15 protein-coding genes and 1 tRNA gene are annotated in these 20,285 nt (G+C 40.1%); 6 read left to right on the top strand and 10 right to left on the bottom strand.

Annotation, left to right across the window (positions count from 1 at the left end):
- Positions 1–465: 465 nt before the first annotated feature.
- From L3C95_RS31790 to L3C95_RS31780, 3 genes are all read left to right on the top strand, one after another.
- The gene (locus L3C95_RS31790; protein ID WP_236394681.1) at positions 466–1,020 is read left to right on the top strand and encodes an RNA polymerase sigma factor; all 555 of its coding nucleotides are present in this window, start codon (positions 466–468) and stop codon (positions 1,018–1,020) included.
- 45 nt (positions 1,021–1,065) lie between these two features.
- Positions 1,066–2,205 carry a FecR family protein gene (locus tag L3C95_RS31785; protein WP_236394680.1) on the top strand — a complete coding sequence of 380 codons (1,140 nt, stop codon included), beginning with the start codon at positions 1,066–1,068 and terminating at the stop codon, positions 2,203–2,205.
- A gap of 1,328 nt (positions 2,206–3,533) precedes the next feature.
- A complete protein-coding gene (locus L3C95_RS31780) occupies positions 3,534–3,791 on the top strand; it encodes a hypothetical protein (protein ID WP_236394678.1) in 258 nt (85 codons plus the stop codon).
- Between the two features lie 54 nt (positions 3,792–3,845).
- Here the strand turns inward: L3C95_RS31780 and L3C95_RS31775 are convergent, their stop codons facing one another.
- Positions 3,846–6,476: an alpha/beta hydrolase family protein gene (locus L3C95_RS31775; RefSeq protein ID WP_236394676.1), complete on the bottom strand. Its 2,631-nt coding sequence runs from the start codon at positions 6,474–6,476 to the stop codon at positions 3,846–3,848.
- Positions 6,477–7,622: 1,146 nt separating this feature from the next.
- Between L3C95_RS31775 and L3C95_RS31770 the strand changes: the two genes are divergently transcribed.
- Entirely contained in the window at positions 7,623–8,030 is a 408-nt protein-coding gene (locus L3C95_RS31770; RefSeq protein ID WP_236394674.1) for a transposase, read from the top strand.
- A 283-nt stretch (positions 8,031–8,313) separates the two neighbouring features.
- Here L3C95_RS31770 and L3C95_RS31765 read toward each other — a convergent pair whose 3' ends face one another.
- The 4 genes from L3C95_RS31765 to L3C95_RS31750 all read right to left on the bottom strand — a co-directional run bounded on the left by L3C95_RS31765 (position 8,314) and on the right by L3C95_RS31750 (position 13,299).
- Positions 8,314–11,118: a PIN domain-containing protein gene (locus L3C95_RS31765; RefSeq protein ID WP_236394672.1), complete on the bottom strand. Its 2,805-nt coding sequence runs from the start codon at positions 11,116–11,118 to the stop codon at positions 8,314–8,316.
- A 691-nt stretch (positions 11,119–11,809) separates the two neighbouring features.
- Entirely contained in the window at positions 11,810–12,217 is a 408-nt protein-coding gene (locus L3C95_RS31760; protein ID WP_236394670.1) for a hypothetical protein, read from the bottom strand.
- A gap of 117 nt (positions 12,218–12,334) precedes the next feature.
- Positions 12,335–12,850 carry a hypothetical protein gene (locus tag L3C95_RS31755; RefSeq protein WP_236394668.1) on the bottom strand — a complete coding sequence of 172 codons (516 nt, stop codon included), beginning with the start codon at positions 12,848–12,850 and terminating at the stop codon, positions 12,335–12,337.
- Positions 12,851–13,029: 179 nt separating this feature from the next.
- Positions 13,030–13,299, bottom strand: a complete 270-nt coding sequence (locus L3C95_RS31750) for a hypothetical protein (protein ID WP_236394667.1) — start codon at positions 13,297–13,299, stop codon at positions 13,030–13,032.
- A gap of 313 nt (positions 13,300–13,612) precedes the next feature.
- Here L3C95_RS31750 and L3C95_RS31745 point away from each other — a divergent pair, with 313 nt between their 5' ends.
- Positions 13,613–13,903, top strand: coding sequence for a helix-turn-helix domain-containing protein (locus L3C95_RS31745; protein WP_236394665.1), 291 nt, complete (start codon positions 13,613–13,615; stop codon positions 13,901–13,903).
- 171 nt (positions 13,904–14,074) lie between these two features.
- Here L3C95_RS31745 and L3C95_RS31740 read toward each other — a convergent pair whose 3' ends face one another.
- The gene (locus L3C95_RS31740) at positions 14,075–14,515 is read right to left on the bottom strand and encodes a hypothetical protein (RefSeq protein ID WP_236394663.1); all 441 of its coding nucleotides are present in this window, start codon (positions 14,513–14,515) and stop codon (positions 14,075–14,077) included.
- Between the two features lie 69 nt (positions 14,516–14,584).
- Positions 14,585–14,878 carry an immunity 53 family protein gene (locus tag L3C95_RS31735; protein WP_236394661.1) on the bottom strand — a complete coding sequence of 98 codons (294 nt, stop codon included), beginning with the start codon at positions 14,876–14,878 and terminating at the stop codon, positions 14,585–14,587.
- 1,145 nt (positions 14,879–16,023) lie between these two features.
- On the opposite strand from L3C95_RS31735, the gene L3C95_RS31730 reads away from it, so the two are divergent.
- On the top strand, positions 16,024–16,263 hold the full coding sequence (locus tag L3C95_RS31730; protein ID WP_236394659.1) for a hypothetical protein: 240 nt from the start codon (positions 16,024–16,026) through the stop codon (positions 16,261–16,263).
- A gap of 51 nt (positions 16,264–16,314) precedes the next feature.
- On the opposite strand, the gene L3C95_RS31725 is transcribed toward L3C95_RS31730, so the two are convergent.
- The 3 genes from L3C95_RS31725 to L3C95_RS31715 all read right to left on the bottom strand — a co-directional run bounded on the left by L3C95_RS31725 (position 16,315) and on the right by L3C95_RS31715 (position 20,123).
- The gene (locus L3C95_RS31725; RefSeq protein WP_236394657.1) at positions 16,315–17,430 is read right to left on the bottom strand and encodes a tyrosine-type recombinase/integrase; all 1,116 of its coding nucleotides are present in this window, start codon (positions 17,428–17,430) and stop codon (positions 16,315–16,317) included.
- A gap of 390 nt (positions 17,431–17,820) precedes the next feature.
- Positions 17,821–17,904, bottom strand: a tRNA-Leu gene (locus L3C95_RS31720).
- Between the two features lie 68 nt (positions 17,905–17,972).
- On the bottom strand, positions 17,973–20,123 hold the full coding sequence (locus L3C95_RS31715; protein ID WP_236394655.1) for a xanthine dehydrogenase family protein molybdopterin-binding subunit: 2,151 nt from the start codon (positions 20,121–20,123) through the stop codon (positions 17,973–17,975).
- Positions 20,124–20,285 lie beyond the last annotated feature (162 nt).

Raw genomic sequence — 20,285 nt, 5'->3', positions numbered from 1 at the left:
CAACTGCACAGTTGAAAAGAATAATGTTAATTATCAATTATATATACTAAAACAATATATGCAATTAATTATATACACATTTAAGCAATAAAGGTTTATGGTTATAAAAGGGAAAGTGAGTATAAGGTATATGACAATAAAAAAATAGCCTGTTTGTATAAACAGATGCGAGCATTTGAACTACTTTTGATTAATAGTATTGGTTAGTTTATATAAAGACGCAGAAAACTAGAAAATGTACCAATGGTGTAGCAATTTTTTTTTTTTTTTTGAAGATCACAGTACTCCTCAAAATCTAATTTTATCAGTTTATTAAAAAATTGTTACTTTATAGCTCAATCGAGATGTTCTATTTAAAATAGGAAAGAGAGTCATTGCTGAATTTGTCATGTAAATAATTTGATGTGAATGTGCAAAAAGTAGCATCTTATTTAAGAATAATCCACAAACCAACCACCAGCCAGTATGAACGATGGAGCTACCTGCTATAAGGATGAGCTGCTTAATCAATTAGTTAATAACGATGAAAAAGCTCTTAAGAAAATTATATGTCTATACCATCATAAATTAGTATGTAAGGCGGTCCTTATATTAAATGACATAGAAGAGGCGCGGGAAGTAGTGAATGACGTTTTTTTGAAGCTTTGGGATGTGCGCTGCAGTCTAAGAAATGATACTGTCATTGGTCGGTACCTTTTTACACTCACTAAAAATGCTAGTATATCTGCATTGAGGAAGAGAGCGGCAAGAGATGTGAAAAAATCCGCTTTTGAGTATGTTCAGCCTACATTTGTGAATGAAAATCCTTTGGAAAATGCAGAAATGGGACGGCATATCAATACCGCCATTCAATCACTTCCTGGTGTACAAAAGCGTGTATTTTGTTCCCTTTATATTGAAGGGAAGAGCATAAGCGATGTTATGCAAGAGCAAAATATAGAAATGCAGACAGCAAGGAATACACTATCAATTGCAGTTAAAAAGCTCAGGACAAAACTGTATCCTTTAACCATAAAATGATCGTTCACCAGTATATTAATTTGAATTCTGCGTTATAGAAGTATTATGAACTTAGACTTGGAACTTATAGAAAACCTTGTTATAGATGAAATCACAGGACAGATTTCAAAAGAAGATCGGGAAACTCTTCAAGAAGCTATTGACAAATATCCCGAGGCATTGAAATTAAGAGATGAACTACATCGGAGATTAATGACTCCCTTAAATGCCTTCAAAGAAAAATATTCTACAGAACAAGAGGCAGAACAGATACTTAACGTTATTCAAAACCAAAGACGCAGCAGGGCAAGAGTAAGGCGGATAGCCATTGCGGTAGCAGCATGTGTGATCATTGTAGTTGGATTAACTTATTTGGTAAATGTGGGCAAAGATAAAGTTAATAGTAGCAGAATTTTTAGCCAGTTTGAAAGTTCAGATAAAGGAATAATACTTTTCTTGCCTAATGGAGAGCATATTACATTGGATTCAAGCGCCAAGCAGCTAAAAGCTAATAATGTTAGTATATCCACTACTGATCGAACATTATCCTATCATGTAGCAGACAACAACATAGGACAATTTGCCTTACTAACCGTTCCTAATGGCATGGACTATAAGATTAAATTAGAGGATGGTTCTGAGATACATATTAACTCAGCAAGCCAGTTACGGTTTCCATTACAGTTTTCTAAGGAACGGAGGGAAGTATGTATAAACGGCGAAGCATATATTAGAGTTAAAAGTAAGGCCAATCAACCTTTTATAGTTCATCTGCCTCACGGGGAGTTGGAGGTGCTTGGAACAGAATTTAATGTAAATACCTACGATAGTGGCATTCATAAAATAGCTTTGGTAAATGGATCTGTTAAAGTTAAGGCATACAATGACAGCGCCGTTCTTAAACCTGGTAAAGAAGCAACAAGTACGGAAAACGGACTTAAAACCTCAACTTTTGATGCATCAGAAGTGCTGGCCTGGATACAAGGACGATACTATCTTAATGATGCGAGCTTTTATGAAATCAGCAAATTATTGTCCCGATGGTATGGAGTGACTGTAGTCGTTGACAATGACCGGGCAGCTAAACAACAGTTTACTGGGTATGTGTTTAAAACAAAGCCTATTGAATTTACCCTTGATGGCATGATGCTAACCAACACAATTGATTATTATACCGATGCAAAAGGTATGATTCACATTAAGTAATTTTCACCATAGTGTATTTTATCCCACAGGAACTCCGAGATCATGGCCGCACGCCGGCATAGGGGGAAGCATCATTTTTTTTGTAAATACTTTCCCCATTGTTTGGAACCCTACCGGGATGGGGCATGAGGAATGGCGCGGTGGCGGCGTGTTCTCCATTAAATCAGTTAATGTTGTCTGCTAAATGTAAACCTATCTGGAAATTTCTATTGCACCTCCTTAATTGCCAAAAATTTACATTATCCGGTGCCGACAACATGAGGATGTGTGAGACCTTGCCAGGATAGAAAATAAAGCTGAGATATTTCCTTAGCTCTAAATAATCTTTCCAGATCTCCTAAGTTTATAACTGCATTATTGCTGCAATTTGCAGGTAGCTGAAAACAGTCAAATGCTATGCATCACCAATTACGCAAGAGCAATATTGCTAAGATTATTTTAGCTTTTTTCATACAAGGGGGTTTCAATTTCGGTTGAAACCTTTTTGTTTAAGACACCTATGGGGTATGTTTTTGTTCTAAACAAAAAAGTATTTTCCCTCCAAACTTTATATACTAACTACTAAATAGTTCTATACCGCACTCTGCTATCTTCGTAATGACAATTCAGAGAACCAAACCATAAGAGTCGCCATAGTTTTTGACACAAACCAAGTTTATAAATTCTAAGTTCAATAATCAAATCATACTTTATTATTGCTGATTCTTATATAACATATGTCGTCGTCTACGGTGTTCCTCAGCACAGCTGTATTTTCTGGACCACAATATAAGTCGGGGGGAAATCTAGCGGAGGAGTAGCGCCGCAGTGTCTTTTGTCGGTTGAGGCTCTTCGAGAACCTGACTCCTTCATAAGTGAGGGAACAAACTAATAAAGGAGTAGCAGAGCGTAGTCCATCAGCATCGCCCACGCGATACCGTTCAAAGATGTGTTCTCTTTCAGTTATCGGTTAAAACTTACCGATGCGATCTCATGACCGAAGCGAGTCAACATGACAACGGATATAGCAATGAATCTTATGCCGCGTTGTCGTATTTTCTGCTCGATAACGGCGGCATAGGTGAGTAGAACACCAGCAAAAAAAAAAGAATAACACCACCGGTAACTTCAATTTATCGTATAGCTATAATGTTAAAAAAAACTGTTGGGGCTGAAGATCTGTTAGGATTAAGACCTGCAGAGTAAAACGATATTGCTAGTTAGCATAGCCGGTTTTGATTGCAAGCAAAGCCGGCAAACAAAATGGGAAAGCCGAAAACCATTAGAAAAGAGTAGGTATATATTCGCACATAAAGTTTTGTCTTTTGATTCTAAAAGACAGATATGCTATGAAAAAAGCACGTGTTCTTCTATCCGCCATCGCAATTTTTGCCGTAGTAGGTGGCGCATTTGCATTTAAAGCAAAGAAAAACTATAGCATTGTAACTTACTATGTTGGAACGACATCAACCCTCTTGCCAACACGTACAATCTCCAATGCTACTTCAACTACGACCCAGATCCCGGGAGCTACTTTGTATTATTTTACAACAGTATCGACAGCTTTCCCAACTTCGACTGGTTACGTGTACACGACATTCCTTTAATAGGTAATGTTTTATTCGGCACGGGTTATATAGTCCCGTGCCGAATTTTCTTGGTTATTTATCACTTGATAATCCAGGGCCAGGAGTTTTTATTTCAGAATCAAAATCTAAACAATTTTCCGAAACAGAATATCGAGTCATCCATCTTGGTGCTGGAGCATCCTTTAAATAGTGATCAAAAAACTGGCGCATTCTGATTGTAAAATCCATTGCGTTTTCGTGTTTCGACAATGTATGTCCCTCGTCGTAATATTGTAGCAACCAAACCCTTTTACCCAAGCGCCTTAGTGCAGTAAATAACTCCATCGCTTGTGAGAAAGGAACTGCCATATCCTGTTTATTATTCTGCATCAACAAAGGTGTGAATATTCGATTTGCGCGGAAAATGGGAGAATTTTCAATAAAACGCTCCGGTCTATTCCATAAATTTGAACCGATTCTTAGCTGACCTTCTTCTACCATTGACTGGCCAATGCCCCCTGATCCATAATAACTAATGATATCGGAGAAACCAGCTGCTGAACATGCCGCTGAAAAAATGGTTGTATTTGCAATTATATAATTTGTTTCGTAACCTCCAAAACTATGTCCTTGGATTCCCATTTTTTTGGCATCTATATAGGGAATTGTTGCTAAATGCTCTGCCGCTGAAATAATAGTTGACAAGACACTATTTCCAGGATACCCTAATTTATAGTGTATGTCTGGCAGAAATACTAAATAATCATTGCTAACATATGTTGGAATATCAAGGTCGCCTGGCGATGGCCGCGGCTTAAAATATACGTTTAAATTTGACGAGAACTTTTCATAATAATGGAATAGTATCGGATATTTTTTTTTGTTATCAAAATTTTCAGGTTTGTATAAAATTCCTTGTGCAATTGACCCGTCTGGCAGTTTCCAGTTTATTAACTCGGAGGTTAACCAGTTATACTTTCTCTCAGGATGAATCTCCGTTAGTGGGGAAAAATTTATGAAGTCTTTTGTGAAATATAAATTTGGTGACTCAGTTGCACTCATTCTATTTATGATATAAGCTTCTGCATTGCGTGCCTTTATTGGTGGCTCACCTTGGTTCTTAATTTGCGCCAATGGCATATAATATAGGTACGATCCTTTACTCATTAAATGGGGATCGGCTTTCTTCCCAATCGTTATTCGGTAAAATCCATTCTCTTTGGAATTTGTGTCGAAGCCCATGACTACTAGATTAGTTCCGTGGTTTAAATTCTCGAATTGTTTTGAATTATATTGATAAAATATTACTCCTGATTTTGAGCCGTAGCCATTAGTAATGTTTATAGGCGTGTTTTTCCCATTTAAACTTATCTGCCAAATATCAAACTGATCTCTCAACAGAACTTCCTCGCCCCCTTTGAGCCATCCTTGTATGCCGTAATCATTTTCAGCTGCATCTGGATAATCATTCTGGTATTTTATCCAATTTGTTTTAATGCCGCTTGACAAGTTCACTATTGATCCGTTTTGGGTCTTATAAGCAAAATAACCTCGTTGTTTGAAATCATAGTAAACCGCATAGTTCCCATTAGGTGATAATTCGTAGGAGGCGGTAGGTAATAATGTTCTTTTGCCATCTTGCGTTGAAACCAAGTAAATGCTTCGAAATGAATTTTTATTCCAATATCGTTCAGCCCAATCCCCTCCCTCGGAATAATGTGAAACAATAACATATTTCCCAACAGGGTTGCCAATAATTTCATTCGTTTCTTGAAGTCTAACAATCTTGCCAGATGCTAAGTTGATAACTGCAAGAAAACTTTCGTTTGAAAATGATTGCTCTCGAAGATTGGGCGTTAAGTAGCTGAGAATTTCTACATCTTTATTACATATACTAGAATCATCTTTTTTAGTTGGTACTAGGGTAAAAAAAACCTGTTGACCATTATTACTTATATTATTAACTCGATGAATTTTTAATCCTTGAGTAACACCTTTGCTCGTATCAGTCATAATACTCTTCGCTGTTGCATCGCCAATTCTGTAATACCAAAGTGTATTAATTTCGTTTGCAAAGTTTGTAAATGCTATCTGCTCATGGCTCTTACTAAAATAAATTCCAGATGGGTTAAGCCCCTTCCAAAATTTTTTCTGTTTATTTTTAGTCAAATCGTGGTATACTAATTCAATTTGATCGGAATCGTTAAGAATTTCCAAAACAACACCCTTATTATTGGAATCAAAAATAATGTCCTTAACTTTTGAATATTCAACTTTGCTACTATTAACTAAGTTCCTAAAAGTAACCTTATCGGGGAGGCTCTTAGTTCTATATATCAACCAATCATCGCAAAGTTTGTAAAAACTTATTTGTGGTATATAGTCAATTAAAGCAGTACCAAGTGTTAATATAGCTAAGCTATCAGAAGAATGTATGAATACGGACTTTTTACTATCACCCGTAAAAGGAGAGTGAAAATCAATATTGGGAACGATCATGCGCCAGTTGTTCTCAGTTGATTGCAAAACGAAATGTCTTGATAAAGAGTTGTTTACGTCGTTAGTGTCCATCACATATAAAACAAATTTTCCATCATTACTGATTTTTGCCTGACCAACGGACGGCCATTTATTGAAAACAGATGTGTCAATTGCTAGCTTTTGAGCAAAAGCTGCAGATTTTATTAGTAGAATAAATAATATTAAAGAAAGTATTTTTGCCATCGTTGGTGTTATTAAGCTATACTGTCGTTATTGTGTCTTCTGACCGACAAGAGAAGGGACAGACACAACTTTCATTTACGCGTGAACTCCTGGTCGGACTTATCACTTCTGTTGTGTAATATACCTGAAAAGGGTGTTACTATATAACAGTTCACGTTACCTACACGTAACGCAAAAACAATTGAGATATACCTATCGGTAGATCGGAAATTCGGATTTTGGGTCGTGGTCCACTGAAATTGTGAAAGTATTGTATTTCTGTCGTCCTCCGAGACCATGACAGCATAATCTGGCGTAGACGAAAGGATCCTCGCGCAGGCTAGGAAGCTAGCACCGGAAGGCCTTCTTTTCCGTCAACTGCCGTAGCCAAGATGTGTGAGATGCTGCTGGAATGAAATAGCTTCGTTCCAGCAGCCCTAACTTCTGTTCTTGGTTAAAAGATGCAACAAAGGCGTCGAGGCATGTCCTCCCGCTAACGGGAATCGAGGCTAAGAAACGGAGGTAAGTGATAGGGCAACACGCAGGCTTGGATGGGTCATTAACATCGAGTTAACGGATTATAAAACCATTGATTTCTCCGCATTCTAAATTCCCGCATCACAACAGCGCACACCAGTATGCAAGCAAATATGACTTCTATAGTTTCCTAAATCTGGGGACGGGAGGGGCAGGGATGAATTATAAAAATTCATTCACTTATAGAAGGTCCTCGAGGGTTTCACTCGGATTTTCGGGATCAAGTTGAATTCTTGGGGGAAGGTTAAAAAGTCGTTGTTTTGCAGCTCATTAAGAAGCAACAAACTTGGATCAGAACTACCGGCAGTTAATAGAATTTCTTCTCCCGAAGGGGCTTTAGAGTATTTTGACCTGATCAAAACCACTCAATCGCCCAATGGGCTTCATATTTACCTGGAAGAAAAGATTGATCCGCCTGCTGAATATAATGATCGCAAGCTCCATTCTAAAGGCTTTTTCCCGAAGTCCGTGTGCAAGATTTTCCGATCAGAGAAAATAAAGTAACCCTGGTTATCAAACGTAGACGCTGGGAAGATATCCAGACTAATGAGATCATCACCAGAGATTGGGATGTTGTCAGTGACGGAGCTCGTATTACCAAAGAGTTCGGTCTTTTTTTAAAAGAAACACTTGGACGAAAGCCCTGTTAGTCCTACAGTTCTAGTCCATTTCTTTCAGGTTGATGGCAAGCAATTACAGCAACAATACAAACACCATCTCAGCGATTACTCCACATGGGAGCAGAAAGAACATGCAGCTGAATGGATGCTTTTTGAGCAAAACATGGGTCGCTATCTAAGCATTGACGAAACGGCCTTTGCTAGTGGGGAACTCTACACGATTGTTACAAATAAAGAAGCTAAAGGACGTAAAGGGTCAATAATAGCGATGATCAAAGGCACGCAGGCAGACGGGTTGACTGAGGTATTAAAAAGAATACCTAAGCGATTACGTAGGCTGGTAGAAGAGGTGACCTTGGATATGGCAGCGAGCATGAGCTGGTTATACACGCATAAGATTCATCGTGATAGTGTTTAGCTGCGTTATCTTTACTACCCAGTTTAAAGTTTATTCATTCTTATTTCAGAACGATCCACGTAGATGCGTTGCATAGGTAAGTTCATTAATAGAATCCTCATTGGTAAGCCAAGCTACAGCTACCAAAATGCGTTTTTCTGCCTTATTTAAATGACTTAAAATAACTGACTTAATATCTTTGAAAAATACTTCAACTATCATTTTAAACTATTCATTCAATATAGTGAAAGATAAATCCCGCATGTTGATCCGATTGACTTTTCGGTTATTTCCTGTGTCGTTACTATTCTCCGCTATGGTAAATATTCATGAATACTCCCTGTGCGTTTGATTGTGGCTGCTTACGAATTATATCTAGCAAACATCGTTTTAGTGCTGTCGATGCTTTATATCGGGCGCGGTAATAAATTGTCCAGTAATTGTATAACCAGCGATAATCAAATTTGACGTAGTCGAAGGTGTCAAGATGCAGCAACCAGTCGTAGTAGGGCCCTAAATCAACTAAGGCGGCAATCACTTCTTGTGGTAAGTCATAATTTTCCTTGAAGACAAAATTCAAATAGCTATCAATTGTCTGGTTTGTATAATGCGATTTTGAAAGTCGTAATCTGTCGTCTTTTGTTTTCAAAATATAGATGCGCATTGCCTCATGGAAAGCAACGTGCTGCTCGTTTGTTGTTATTATAATGTTATGTATGGTTGCATAATAAAAGAGTTTATGGTTGAATTCGCTATCAAGGGTGTTTGTCACAAACTTTCGAATCTGTTGTCTATAGTTCTCATTTCTAATAGAGCTAAAATAGGAACTAATGACGCTTATATAATGATCATTAGCGAAAAGGTATTTAGAGTCTAAATAAGTGGCTCTGAACAGTTCGAATTCTGTGGTGGAGATTGTTACCTCCCAGTTATTTTCGGATAGATGCTCGGTAATATAATGTACGAGAACTTCGTTGTTTAGGCGCTTGTCCAATACACACACGTGAAGATAGTTGTTAAGTAGCGGCCCCGCAATTACCCCGCCCTTTCTTTCCATAAAATGAGTAACTAATTTTACCACGGCATGTCCCATTTGTCTCTGATCACACTGAAGGAAACTTAACAAGGCCACCGCAATATTATTTAGCTTTGCTGCATCTAGTTCTAAGTAGCTTGTAATGGTCAAAAAGTTACCGAACACCCTGTAATATGTATCTCTAAAGTGGATTGTATCTACTTTTTTCGATGTGTCATGGGCTGACCATACGGCGTCATGTTTATGCAAGAAATTTAAAAAGAGGTCAACGAAACTGGCTCCTTCTTCGGCACTCAAATAACGGAGTTCTGTTATTTTGTATCTATTAATTAAGTGTTTAATGTTTTCGTGATCGCAATGGCGCACAAGATTTAGTAATAAATCATCGGTGAAAATTGCTAATTTACCGCTTAGGTCACTGGAACAACCATACGAGGCAAGCACCCCTTCCAGAAAGGCTTTGGACACGCTTTCAAATTCGGAGAATTGATCATAGAATAAGCCATTGAAAGTAATGAATCCACTTATCTGATAGAATGCAAACCTTAAGTCATCGAAATCTTGGTTAAATCCAGTGGACCTGGCATAAAATGTCTTCCTGATTCGTGTTACTGTATCATGAATTTTGAGTAGCGTTTCGTTGTAAAAAGCACTACTATGTATCCATTGAAGGATGGCCTCGTTTTCATTAGTTTTCACATACGAAAAGATCTCAGACAGATCGATCTTCCTTAATTTTTTGATAAGTGATTCTTGTGATGTGTTATCCCAATAAAGGGTACGTAAAAAGCGAATGGACTTGACTAGGTTATAATTGGCAATGTATTGTAGTATTCTTCTTGGCTCGTGTTCTGCTTTTATCTGAGCGCTTTGTAAAAACGCTACTGCTTCTTTAAAAAATCCCAACTCATACATGATGTAAGCCTTAGTTAACAGCGTATATGCATCATCTGTAGAGATCTCTTGTATTCCGAATAGGTCTATATAATCGAAGCGCAGATATGCGGCTAGTGATGTGTTGGTTTTGAGGTAGTTGAAGGAGAAGAAAGGGCGCTCAGTTTTGTCGTCCTTATATCTGAGGAAATGAGCCAAATTATGAGCCAAATTTGTGGCAATGGTTCCTACTTTTTTATCTACACTATCTACACCTTCAGCCCATTTGGGATTTGCCAACGTATGCGTTCCATTTTGATACGTAATGTCCGCTAACAAGTCTCGGACTTCCTTGTTATCTGTAAAAAGTATAAAGGGCTGTGGAATAAATTCTGTGTTGGATTTTACGATGAAAGGATATTGCCGGGCAAAGAACTTTAATGGCAGAAAGCTCCATTCATGAAATACAACTTGCATATATTGGTAGAGCTGATCAAGAAGCGGTGCGGTCTTATTGATACTGAATACCTCCTTGGATATATGGACTTCTACTTCGCTATTAGGAAGTGATGAGAGGCCTATTGCCTGTAAAGCTGCAAAGCATTTAGTTTGACTGGTATAATAGTTAACAACTACTTTCGGATACTCTTCCTGCAATTCTGGATGAAACTGACTACTGTTTTCTGGAAAGGAAAATTCATTAGTATTAGCGGAAACGAAGAAAAATTGTTTCTCCTCTAATGTATTGATATAGCACATAGAATTGAACAACATCATTGCGTCTGAGTCGCTGTCGAGTTTAGCTGCAAAAGGTGGCTTCCTCTCCACTTTTAGCTTGTAGGTTCTTATGATAGCATGTTCATTGTCCTCAAGTTGTATTCCGTCGGCCATTAATTTGTCGATAGCATCTATTTGTGCAATCAGCCGTGTTTCAGCTACCTCCATGTTTACTGTGATGTCTTGGTGATGAAGTAAACGTAGAGATCTTATATCCTTTTCTGCTTTGTTAATCCTTTGTTTTATAATGTTCGTTTCCATCTCGCGATGTTTTTCCCACTCTTTGGTAAGCTGTGGAGGGATCAACAGTTCGACTTCTTTGTTTTCTACCCAATGTTCGAGTTGTCTTAAATAATGTCCGTAATCATTCTTAGAGACAAGAACCTTCCATATGCAAGTGTCTATGAGTAAGAGTATAGGCATTAAATATAGTATTTTGCTAATTTGATATTTGTTTCCCGGTATTACTTGAGAAAAGCTAACTAAAATTTGCTAAATGGCAAAAGGGTAAGCTTACTTTCATCTTATGGAGGCGCATATATTGAACGGATAGTATTGTGGCACTAACAGACGATGGTTATCGCACGATTAACTGATATTCATCGGCAATTTTCCGCATCTAACGGATACTGCTGCGCTGCCATTCCTTTTTGCGCTGCTTTCCTTTTCTTCATCATCTCACAGCAAAAGTTACTTAAGCATTATTTAACATAGATATGCAATTGGATGAGCACTATGGAACTGTAAAAAAGAAATTGAGTAGTTCATTGCAGAAAAAGAAGGGACTCTTCCCGTTCTTGGCTTTCTAAAGGTTGTAGTGTCACGGCTATAGGAGCTAAACTTGCACAAATAGCGAAACCAATGAAATTGAGAGAAGTTATATTAGACTTACAGGTCGCCGCCTTTAATGGATAATGATCAGTATCGTAAAAATAATTGTTGCTGAAAAGAAGGGCTGTTTAAATTGCCGTCAAGAAATCTGATGGTAAATATCAAGGGTGTCTTTTGGAGGACGTAGCTAATTTTTTGTTCAGATATCCTCCCTATTGTTTGGAACCCTGCCGGGATGGGGAAGGGGGAATGGCACGGCAGCAGTGCCTTCCCCGGTTTCACTTTATTGTTCATGCACTCCGTTCTCGGTTACAAAGAAAATTTTAATTCCTAGCGTTTTTAAAGGGATATTGATTTTAGCTACCAATTCTCTGTGACCGGCTGTATCAGGCAATGCTATTCCCACTTTTGTTTTAGGTCCTGCTGGTTTATCATGCAAGATTTTCATTGATGCAAGAATAGCCCTTGAAACATGAGATTTAATCTGATTTCCATCGAAAGCATTTCCATACCGCTTGGAATGCTCTTTTGAACTCGTTTCGCCCTTCGCCTCAATATAAAGTATATGCTTAGTGTCTTCTGCAATTATATCAATTCCTTGTTGAGTAGTCAGAAGGGATTGAGTAATTATATACCCTGATTTCTTCAAGTGTGCACTCAGTAGTCGCACGATATCATTTTCGGTAAGCATCCATGTAAATGTTTGCAATATATTGTTAAAATATCTATTGTTGCTTTTATCGCTGCCTCAAAAATATCAAATTTTTGAAAGGTAACTCCTGCTGATTCATTTCAGGTTATCAAGTACTTACCCAATCATTATAAACCGCTCTTCCAACGCTCTGCGTGAATAGGTTTTAAAAATACAATCGACTTCTTCTTCTACTTGTTTCGGAGTATTGAAGACCTCCAGCAGGTGTTTAGTTGTATCATATATGTACCACTGGCGGATAATAATGATACTGTGACTGGCTACGACGATATTTTTCATATTGAGCAGATAAAATGTTATACGTGTAGGTGCAAACTTCCGTTCTAAAGTCCAATCGGCAAACTCCTTATCACTTAATCCCATCGGGTTAGGTACAAAGTAAAGCTGGCCCATTGGAGTTTGTATCTTTGCCAGCGGTATCGGGCCAATGGCTGCGAAATAAACTTTAAACCTTCCCTCGTTTACAAGCATTGCATGTTGTTTTGGCGTTTTGGTATAGTAGCTAATGTTAAAAAGCGTTGTAGTGAAGTGGAGATAGTGGTCGCCTGCTATGGTACCGGTAGGCATGGGCACAGGAAAGACCTCCCCAACTGCTACTTCTGGTGCTGTCATAATATTTTGTTTTGTATGTTATAGCAATAGGAATTGGTACAGGGTAGATACCCTGCAGCCATGTTATTACGGAGCCAGCGCTAATGGCTCTTATATACTCCTCAAATCTGTATTATTGAATAATTATGGCCCGGCGTTGGGCCTGCGTGCTTGGATTAAGCTGGTACACCGCTAAAATGTCAATTCAGCTGGTCGCGTTTGGAAATGATCGCCTCGCATTCTGCCATGGCCGCCTTAAGGCTTTGGATGGCTACCTGGGCAATTTTATCTTTGTCTGCATTACTACATTTAGGACCAGCATCCCTTATGCGGCGATAATACGTTGGAGTACTGACGGCACATTCTTCTAATATTTTGTCCCTGAATTTGTTGGGAAGGGCCGAGAAAATGCAGTGTACCGATTGTACGAAGGACGATGTGTTCGGAGCTGATTCTTTAATTTTTTTCATTGATTTTGCATTTAAACAGGATACATGAATGCAGAAACCAACGTCTAAAAGAAAACGTGGGCCTCTACGTTGATGTTCCCTGGCACTCCCCAGTGCCTTGACCAAACAACGCGAGCGCCCACGCTAGTGCATGGCGCTACTCGACGTTGCCTTGTTGGTCGTTTGAAATGGGGAGTTTCGGGAACCAAGACAATTTCGATGCGAAAATCTTTATGAAGATCGCAAAGCTATATAAAATTATTTACGGATGATGCTCTTATTAATCCACTCTTACTCAGTTTAATAACGGCAAGTTAGGGAAAAAACAGATAAGATGTCCGATCGGACATCGGTTTTTTCAGGAAATCTTTTCAATTTCATTTTGATGAATAAAGACGAAGAAAAAGATTACCAGTATATTTTAGACCGTGTCGGCCAAAGATTGGTGAAATACCGTAAGAGCAGGAATATGTCAGCCCGGCAGCTTGCAGCGGAAACGGGCTTTGACCAGGCTTGGCTAACTAAGGTAGAGAAAGGCCAAAAAGACCTTAGGCTAACAAGCGTCTATAAGCTGGCCGAGCAGACAACTGGGGATGTATTTTACTTTTTGAGGGAAGAGGAGTAGGTTCTATAGCCTAGGCTTATTCGCGCAGAACATTCCCAACAATTCCACTTATATACGCAAAAGAAACTTCCCCTACTAAGCAAATAAGCGTGAACCCGTTGAACAATTTTTCTAAAACAATTTGCATACAGTCAATCGGACTTTGACATAGATAATGGCATGTATGATAGACTATAGCCAGCCGTTTTCTTTAAAGAATTGTTCGAAGTCAGCTTTGAAACGCGGCAGGTTGAAGTCTATTATTTTTTTGACTTTGGCAATTGTGTCCAGAGAGGCTAATGCGTCATGTGCGAATAAAAGTTTGCCGTCCTTTGTATTGAGGTACTTTTCAAAGTCTAGCTTAAGGTCGAATGTCAGATACATGGCAGGCGTTGTTAATTCCGCTCCGCGATGCATATATACCTTTTCTTCTGTACGATAATTGGGCCTGCGAGGTTTGAAAAATTGCTCGAACCTGGGACTCATGCAGACTACGCCAATTATGAGCGATTTTAGATGTTCTCCATAGTCCTTTTCTTTGAAATAGAATTTTAGCTGCGCTGAGTCGACGTGTATGTCTGAAAACTTTCTTTCTAACTCAACAGATGTTTCATAAGTAAAGGCTACGTCCATGTTCAATATTTGATTGGCAAGTTTTATTAAGGAATGTGAGATAGGGTTTTTAAACTACGCAATTGGAGCCTAGGGTTTAGCTTCTGCTATCTCCCGAAATTTCGACAAAAGAAATGTCAGTTTACTACTATCGCCACTGGCCTGAAATTCCATGTCTTTAATCCTGTAGAAATACCAGTCATCATCGGATTGTTCAACTAGACCGGAGTCGATTATTTTGTCTTCTAAAGGTGTATCTCGCAGGTCAACCTTAATATACCAGCCTGGATTGCTGACAGTGTGAATTTGGATTGCATTTTCGCGTTCCCATTCTCCATCGCAATTGGTATCAAACCACTTAATAAGCCATTCAAGTATCTCCATCTAAAACCCGTTTTTATGATTAAAAGATTTTAAAGATAGTGGATTTTATCACTCCGTGTAACGGGTAAATGGAAACTAAGTGTTTTGTTTTTCCAGTCGTTCAAAAGGTAGTGGATGCGCGCTGTTAACCGGAGTATTAGGTGCTATGTTTTACTGTTCCTATTACTTCCATGACTCTACTTTCTCTGCCTATTTGCACTGGTAGATGCACAAAGTCCTTTCGTACCATGAGCTTGCAGGTTGCTCTTTTATAGCGTTTTTACAGGTTTTCAAGTCAAACCCACGACTCCGGAGTAAGGGTAGCCAGGTAGTTTGGCAGACAAACTGACACCTGGCCGGTTGAGCAAAGCCACAATCTTGGTCTTGCAAGTCCTTGGTTTGTACAGCCAGGCAGGCATTTGACGTCATGGTTTGGCTGAAACTAGCCTTGATTGCGGTTTTAAAGGGCCCTACCTTCCTTTGGAGATTGTCAGCGAGAAGAGAGCTGATCCACTGTATTTTACGGGAAACTTACGGCAAAACACTAAAACATAGGGCTAGTTGCCAGAAGGCTTAAACGTTTAAAGTATCCGTTCCCCGCTGATTTTTTTATCAAGGCCGGTCGCTGATTGAGGTTCTTTTAGCCAGAAGAAATCTTTTTTTCTGGCATTTCGTATTGGTAAAAATCGATCTATAAGCGGCTAGTCGTAGCCTGCAGAACGTGCCTCAAAAAGTGGGAATGAGCCCATTGATTTCCTGCCCTTTTTCGACTGATTTATGGAATTTCAGAGATATAGTTGCGGAGGAAATCGGGGGCTTCCAGGTACACAAATTATTTACACTATTTATGATTCTTTGTGCCTTGATTTGGCAGGTAACCCTCTGCGGATTTCAAGGCTGTTATAGCCCATTTCGCGGACTAATTTGTAATGCTTCCTTTGCAGATGCTTCGGCGAAATTGTCGCCCAAAATTAGATACTACAAGACCTACCCTGACCATATTTTGAATAGGATCAAATAGAGTTCGTTGTTTATTTTTGTTGCTTCAAGGTGAAGGGAAATGAGTGGAATATTGACTATGAAAGAAGGAGTAACGAACGAAGATCTGAGCGCGAAGAGAAGTATACCGTGTAAATTAACAATCAGTATTAAGTAAATGTGGGATTATGATGAAGAAAGAGGAAATGCTGACAATGCGGGCGATCGCAATATGTTTCAAGCCTTATTTAAAGCCAGAGGAAGCGCTGATATATACTAACCTGGGCAGGACCCAGTTTGCAAAGAAGTGTAAGGAACACGGTATATACAAAAATACAGCTGGCTATTATAGCAGAGAGGCGCTTGATTCATATATGGGCGGAGATGAGGTAAAAATTGTCCAGAACGAGGCCAATTCGAAAAGGTGAGGGTCTTTGTTAACAAGGGAAAGGGGCGTCAATTTTGCGCCCCTTTCCCATTTATTCGGTAAATCGTAAATAATCAGGTAAGACATCAGGAATTGGTAGATTGTTGACACTTTCCATTTGGTTCTTTGGCCTGTGACGTTTGTATATCTCAGATACTTGTTTGGTAGTAGTGTGCCCTAATAAATAGGCGACGGTGGCCGTATCAACAGACTTGTCCTGCAGGAGAATGGAATAAGTAAGACGTGCTGTCTTGGGCGTGACATTTTTGGTTATACCCCTCTTCTTAGCCCAGTCCTTAATTACATCTATTGCTGCTTTGTGGGATGGTAAATTAAACACCCTTTTTGTCGGAATTATTGTTTCCCCCAGGTATTGTCTGCGTTTGCGAAGCAGCGCCATTGCCACATGATGTAAATGTAAGATGACGGGTTGTTTTGTTTTTGCCTGTAGAATCCGGGTGGTGTACTTAAAACCATTGATTTCTCCCCATTGTAGATTCTCAACATCACACCAGCGCACGCCGGTATACAAAGCAAAAATGAATGCTTCTATGGTTTCCTGAATCTGGGGAGGGGGAGGGGCGGCGATGAATTGTAAAAATTCGTCCACTTCTAAAAAATCCGGAATTGTTTCGCTCGGATTTTTGGTAGCCGGAATGTTGTCTGTAGGGCAAATCTTAAAGTAACCCTCCCGGGTCGCGCTTTCTAACATCCTTTTGAAGGTTGCAAAATAATTCTGTGGCGTTTCACCTTTCAATGTATCCAGCAAATGCCGTCGGAACCGGAAGCAAAGATCATAAGTGATTTCAATGGTAGCTACTCTGGGCCGTTTGATCCATGTTTTAAATTTGCTAAAGCAGCAGCTGAGATGTCTGTTATTGTCCCTCTTATTGTTTTCGACAAAGTCTGAATAATAATCAAGGAAGTTTGTCTTAAATCGGTGTTCAGGAATATAGCCAGTTCCAATCGCTTGCTGCTCCAATACCTGCTGCCCCTGTTTTACTAAGAGAAGATCTGCTGTTTGCTTGTTATGTTGTTTTTCAATGGCGTTTGCCGGCTTTGCATATAAAAACATACCCGTTTTGACCCGGTCACCTTTGGCACGGCCATATTCATAATACAGGTAAATCTTTTTTCCGTTTGGGCTTTTCTGTCTCACAATTTTCATACTCCAACAATTTTTACGGTCAGCAATGATGTGTACAATGAATATGCCCATAGTTTTGCTGGCAGGGCACCAGACACCCAAACGAATAAACGCGAAAACAAGCGGAAAGAATAAAAATTTTGAGATACTGGCCAGATTGGCACAGGCCGACAATGGAGAACAAGTTTGTCAGCTTTTTTAGTCGAATCAAGCACCTTTGCCAATCTGGTGACTAAAATGTTACGGCTTCTGTGCAGGTTAAATTCCTGTGGAGTGCAGGTTGATTTTTTAGTCATTACGTTAGTCAATTTTTAGTCAACGATGGTGGTCGTAACCGAAAAAAAGCGCCTAAAATCGACGTTAACTAAAAATAAAAAAGGTTGTAAGTCAAATACTTACAACCTTTTTGTGTGCCCAGAACAGGAATCGAACCTGCACTCCGTTGCCGAAACAAGATTTTGAGTCTAGCGCGTCTACCAGTTCCGCCATCTGGGCAAAGCAACTGTCCTTCAGTTGCGGGTTGCAAATGTATATAATTTATTCAAAATCCCAAATTTTTTCTTCTAAGACAAATTATCCAGCCTGAAGGGCAGCTTCCTGACCCTTTTCCCCGTAAGATCAAAAATCGCATTACATAAAGCCGGCGCAAACGCTGGCAGTCCTGGTTCCCCGACACCACCAGGCTTCTCATTGTTCTCCATAATATGCACCTCAATTTCCGGAATATCATTAATCCTTGGCATAGGGTAGGTGCTAAAGTTCCGTTCTACCGCCTTTCCTTGCTCAAAATGCGTCGCATGATGCACAGCCGCTCCGAGAGCCATAATGATGCTTCCTTCCAGTTGGGCACGGACTGTATCCGGATTTACATACCAGCCACAATCTATCAGCGCAACCACCTTGTCAATTTTAATTTTCCCATCTTGCCGGGATACTTTCACCACCTGACCCACCATACCACCAAAACACTCCGTGATCGCCACGCCCCAGCCATCATTCTTCAGCCGTGACCCCCAGTTACTGACTGCTGCTAATTGGTCTGCAAGTGCCAGATAGCGGTGAAAGCCAAAATGAGCTCTCCGGAATGCCAGCGGGTCCTGCCCGGCAAGATGCGCCAGTTCATCTATAAAACACTCACAAGCAAATGCATCGGTGTTAGCACCAGGTGCGCGCCACCACATAGTGGGGATAGGCGATTTAATTGGCACGTTCCCAAAACTAAAATGTGGTATCGTCTTATAATAGTCGTAAATAATGCCGCTTATTTCGCCACTATTCTCCTTTAAAGTCTGTGGCGCGGGCGCTTTGTCTTCTCCCAGACCAAAGTGTTGTCCAGCTGAAAGGATCTGCAATGCAAATATCCTGTTCTTCGTATTGACACCACCTCTGCACCTGTACACAGCCCCCGAGCGGAAAGGACCTGCGCTCATGTCGTCTTCTCTGGTCCACATTACCTGGACAGGAGCCTTTATCTCTTTCGAAATAAGTGCCGCCTCATGCGGATAATCCGGAGATGCTTTTCTTCCAAAGCCTCCACCGAGGAAGGTCATATTCACGGTCACGTTCTCAATAGGCACATGAAGTCTTTCACTCAGATCTGCCTGTATCCAGTTCGCCTCCTGTATAGGGCCCCATATTTCGATACTATCGTCTTTGACATCCGCAATACAATTAAGCGGCTCCATACAACTATGTGATTGATATGGCATTTCATAAACAGCATCAATAACCGCAGAAGACTGCTTCAGCGCCGTTTCAAAACTCTCGGGCGACGAGAATTTATTCAGATCCTCATGCATCCGCTCAAAGATCTGTTCTGAATTAAGATGCTCAAACCCGGTATCATCCCATTCCACTTTCAATAGTTTGCGCCCCTGTATGGCCGCCCATATAGAATCTGCTACAACAGCCACGCCTTCACACCACATGCCAAATACAGGCCGCCGTACCTTAAAAACGCGTTTTATGCCTTTAACGGATCTTGTTGCCGTGTCATCAAAACTTTTTACTTTTCCTCTAAACCTCGGATTTCGTTCCACCACCGCATACAACATTCCCGGCAGCTTTTTATCCAGCCCAAATACTGCCGTGCCATTGGTTTTAGCGGCGCTGTCATTGCGATGTAAAGGCTTGCCGATAATTTTATAGTCTTTACGCTCTTTCAGTTTGACGTTAACAGGCGGCTTTAATTGAGCAGCATCTTTTACCAGCGCACCATAGCCAAGCCTTTTTCCCGTTCCGCGATGAATCACCTCTCCATTTTCTGCATAACATTCCGAAGGACTAACGTTCCATTGCTTCGCAGCGGCTTCAATAAGCATTTCCCGGGCAGAGGCGCCGATGCGCAGTAATTGTTCATACCAGCCACGTACGGAGAAACTCCCATCCACTGGCTGTGGCCCGTATTTCCCCGGATTGGCGGGTACATACTGAACCTTCACCTTGTCCATATTGACCTCCAGTTCTTCCGCGACGATCTGCGGGATGGACTGCCAGGTACCTTGTCCCATTTCTGAACGGTGATTGAAGATAGTTACCTTACCGGCAGCGTCTATTGATATCCATGACATCAGCTCAGTCAAATCATCAGCAAGGACAATTTCCCCCGTACTTTTTCCGATTGCCGGCCAGTAATAGCCAACGGTCAGGGCTAGACCGGTCAAGCCCGCCTGCTGCAGAAACGTTCTTCTGGAAAGGTCTTTTTTATGTGTCATCAATATGAAGTTATCGAGTTAATGGGGGAGAGATGTATAAGTGGCATATACCTGCCAAATTTAATCTTTTCGCGCTAAAAACAGCCATCTTCAATGGTGGTATCTAGTTAATAAATCTATAAAAAATCCGGCATTGATCGAAGCCGGAAAACTGAAACGGGA

Source organism: Chitinophaga filiformis (assembly GCF_021646545.1).
GTDB lineage: Bacteria > Bacteroidota > Bacteroidia > Chitinophagales > Chitinophagaceae > Chitinophaga > Chitinophaga filiformis_A.
Note: the sequence above shows the minus strand (reverse complement) of the source record. Positions and strands in the feature narration are given on the sequence as shown.

Excerpts from the sequence above, each read along its gene's own strand:
- L3C95_RS31740 (WP_236394663.1), bottom strand. The coding sequence starts at position 14,515 with ATGGACGTAGCCTTTACTTATGAAACATCTGTTGAGTTAGAAAGAAAG.
- L3C95_RS31790 (WP_236394681.1), top strand. The coding sequence starts at position 466 with ATGAACGATGGAGCTACCTGCTATAAGGATGAGCTGCTTAATCAATTA.
- L3C95_RS31725 (WP_236394657.1), bottom strand. The coding sequence starts at position 17,430 with ATGAAAATTGTGAGACAGAAAAGCCCAAACGGAAAAAAGATTTACCTG.
- L3C95_RS31785 (WP_236394680.1), top strand. The coding sequence starts at position 1,066 with ATGAACTTAGACTTGGAACTTATAGAAAACCTTGTTATAGATGAAATC.
- L3C95_RS31745 (WP_236394665.1), top strand. The coding sequence starts at position 13,613 with ATGTCCGATCGGACATCGGTTTTTTCAGGAAATCTTTTCAATTTCATT.
- L3C95_RS31760 (WP_236394670.1), bottom strand. The coding sequence starts at position 12,217 with ATGCTTACCGAAAATGATATCGTGCGACTACTGAGTGCACACTTGAAG.
- L3C95_RS31735 (WP_236394661.1), bottom strand. The coding sequence starts at position 14,878 with ATGGAGATACTTGAATGGCTTATTAAGTGGTTTGATACCAATTGCGAT.
- L3C95_RS31730 (WP_236394659.1), top strand. The coding sequence starts at position 16,024 with ATGATGAAGAAAGAGGAAATGCTGACAATGCGGGCGATCGCAATATGT.
- L3C95_RS31775 (WP_236394676.1), bottom strand. The coding sequence starts at position 6,476 with ATGGCAAAAATACTTTCTTTAATATTATTTATTCTACTAATAAAATCT.
- L3C95_RS31765 (WP_236394672.1), bottom strand. The coding sequence starts at position 11,118 with ATGCCTATACTCTTACTCATAGACACTTGCATATGGAAGGTTCTTGTC.
- L3C95_RS31750 (WP_236394667.1), bottom strand. The coding sequence starts at position 13,299 with ATGAAAAAAATTAAAGAATCAGCTCCGAACACATCGTCCTTCGTACAA.
- L3C95_RS31780 (WP_236394678.1), top strand. The coding sequence starts at position 3,534 with ATGAAAAAAGCACGTGTTCTTCTATCCGCCATCGCAATTTTTGCCGTA.
- L3C95_RS31755 (WP_236394668.1), bottom strand. The coding sequence starts at position 12,850 with ATGACAGCACCAGAAGTAGCAGTTGGGGAGGTCTTTCCTGTGCCCATG.
- L3C95_RS31715 (WP_236394655.1), bottom strand. The coding sequence starts at position 20,123 with ATGACACATAAAAAAGACCTTTCCAGAAGAACGTTTCTGCAGCAGGCG.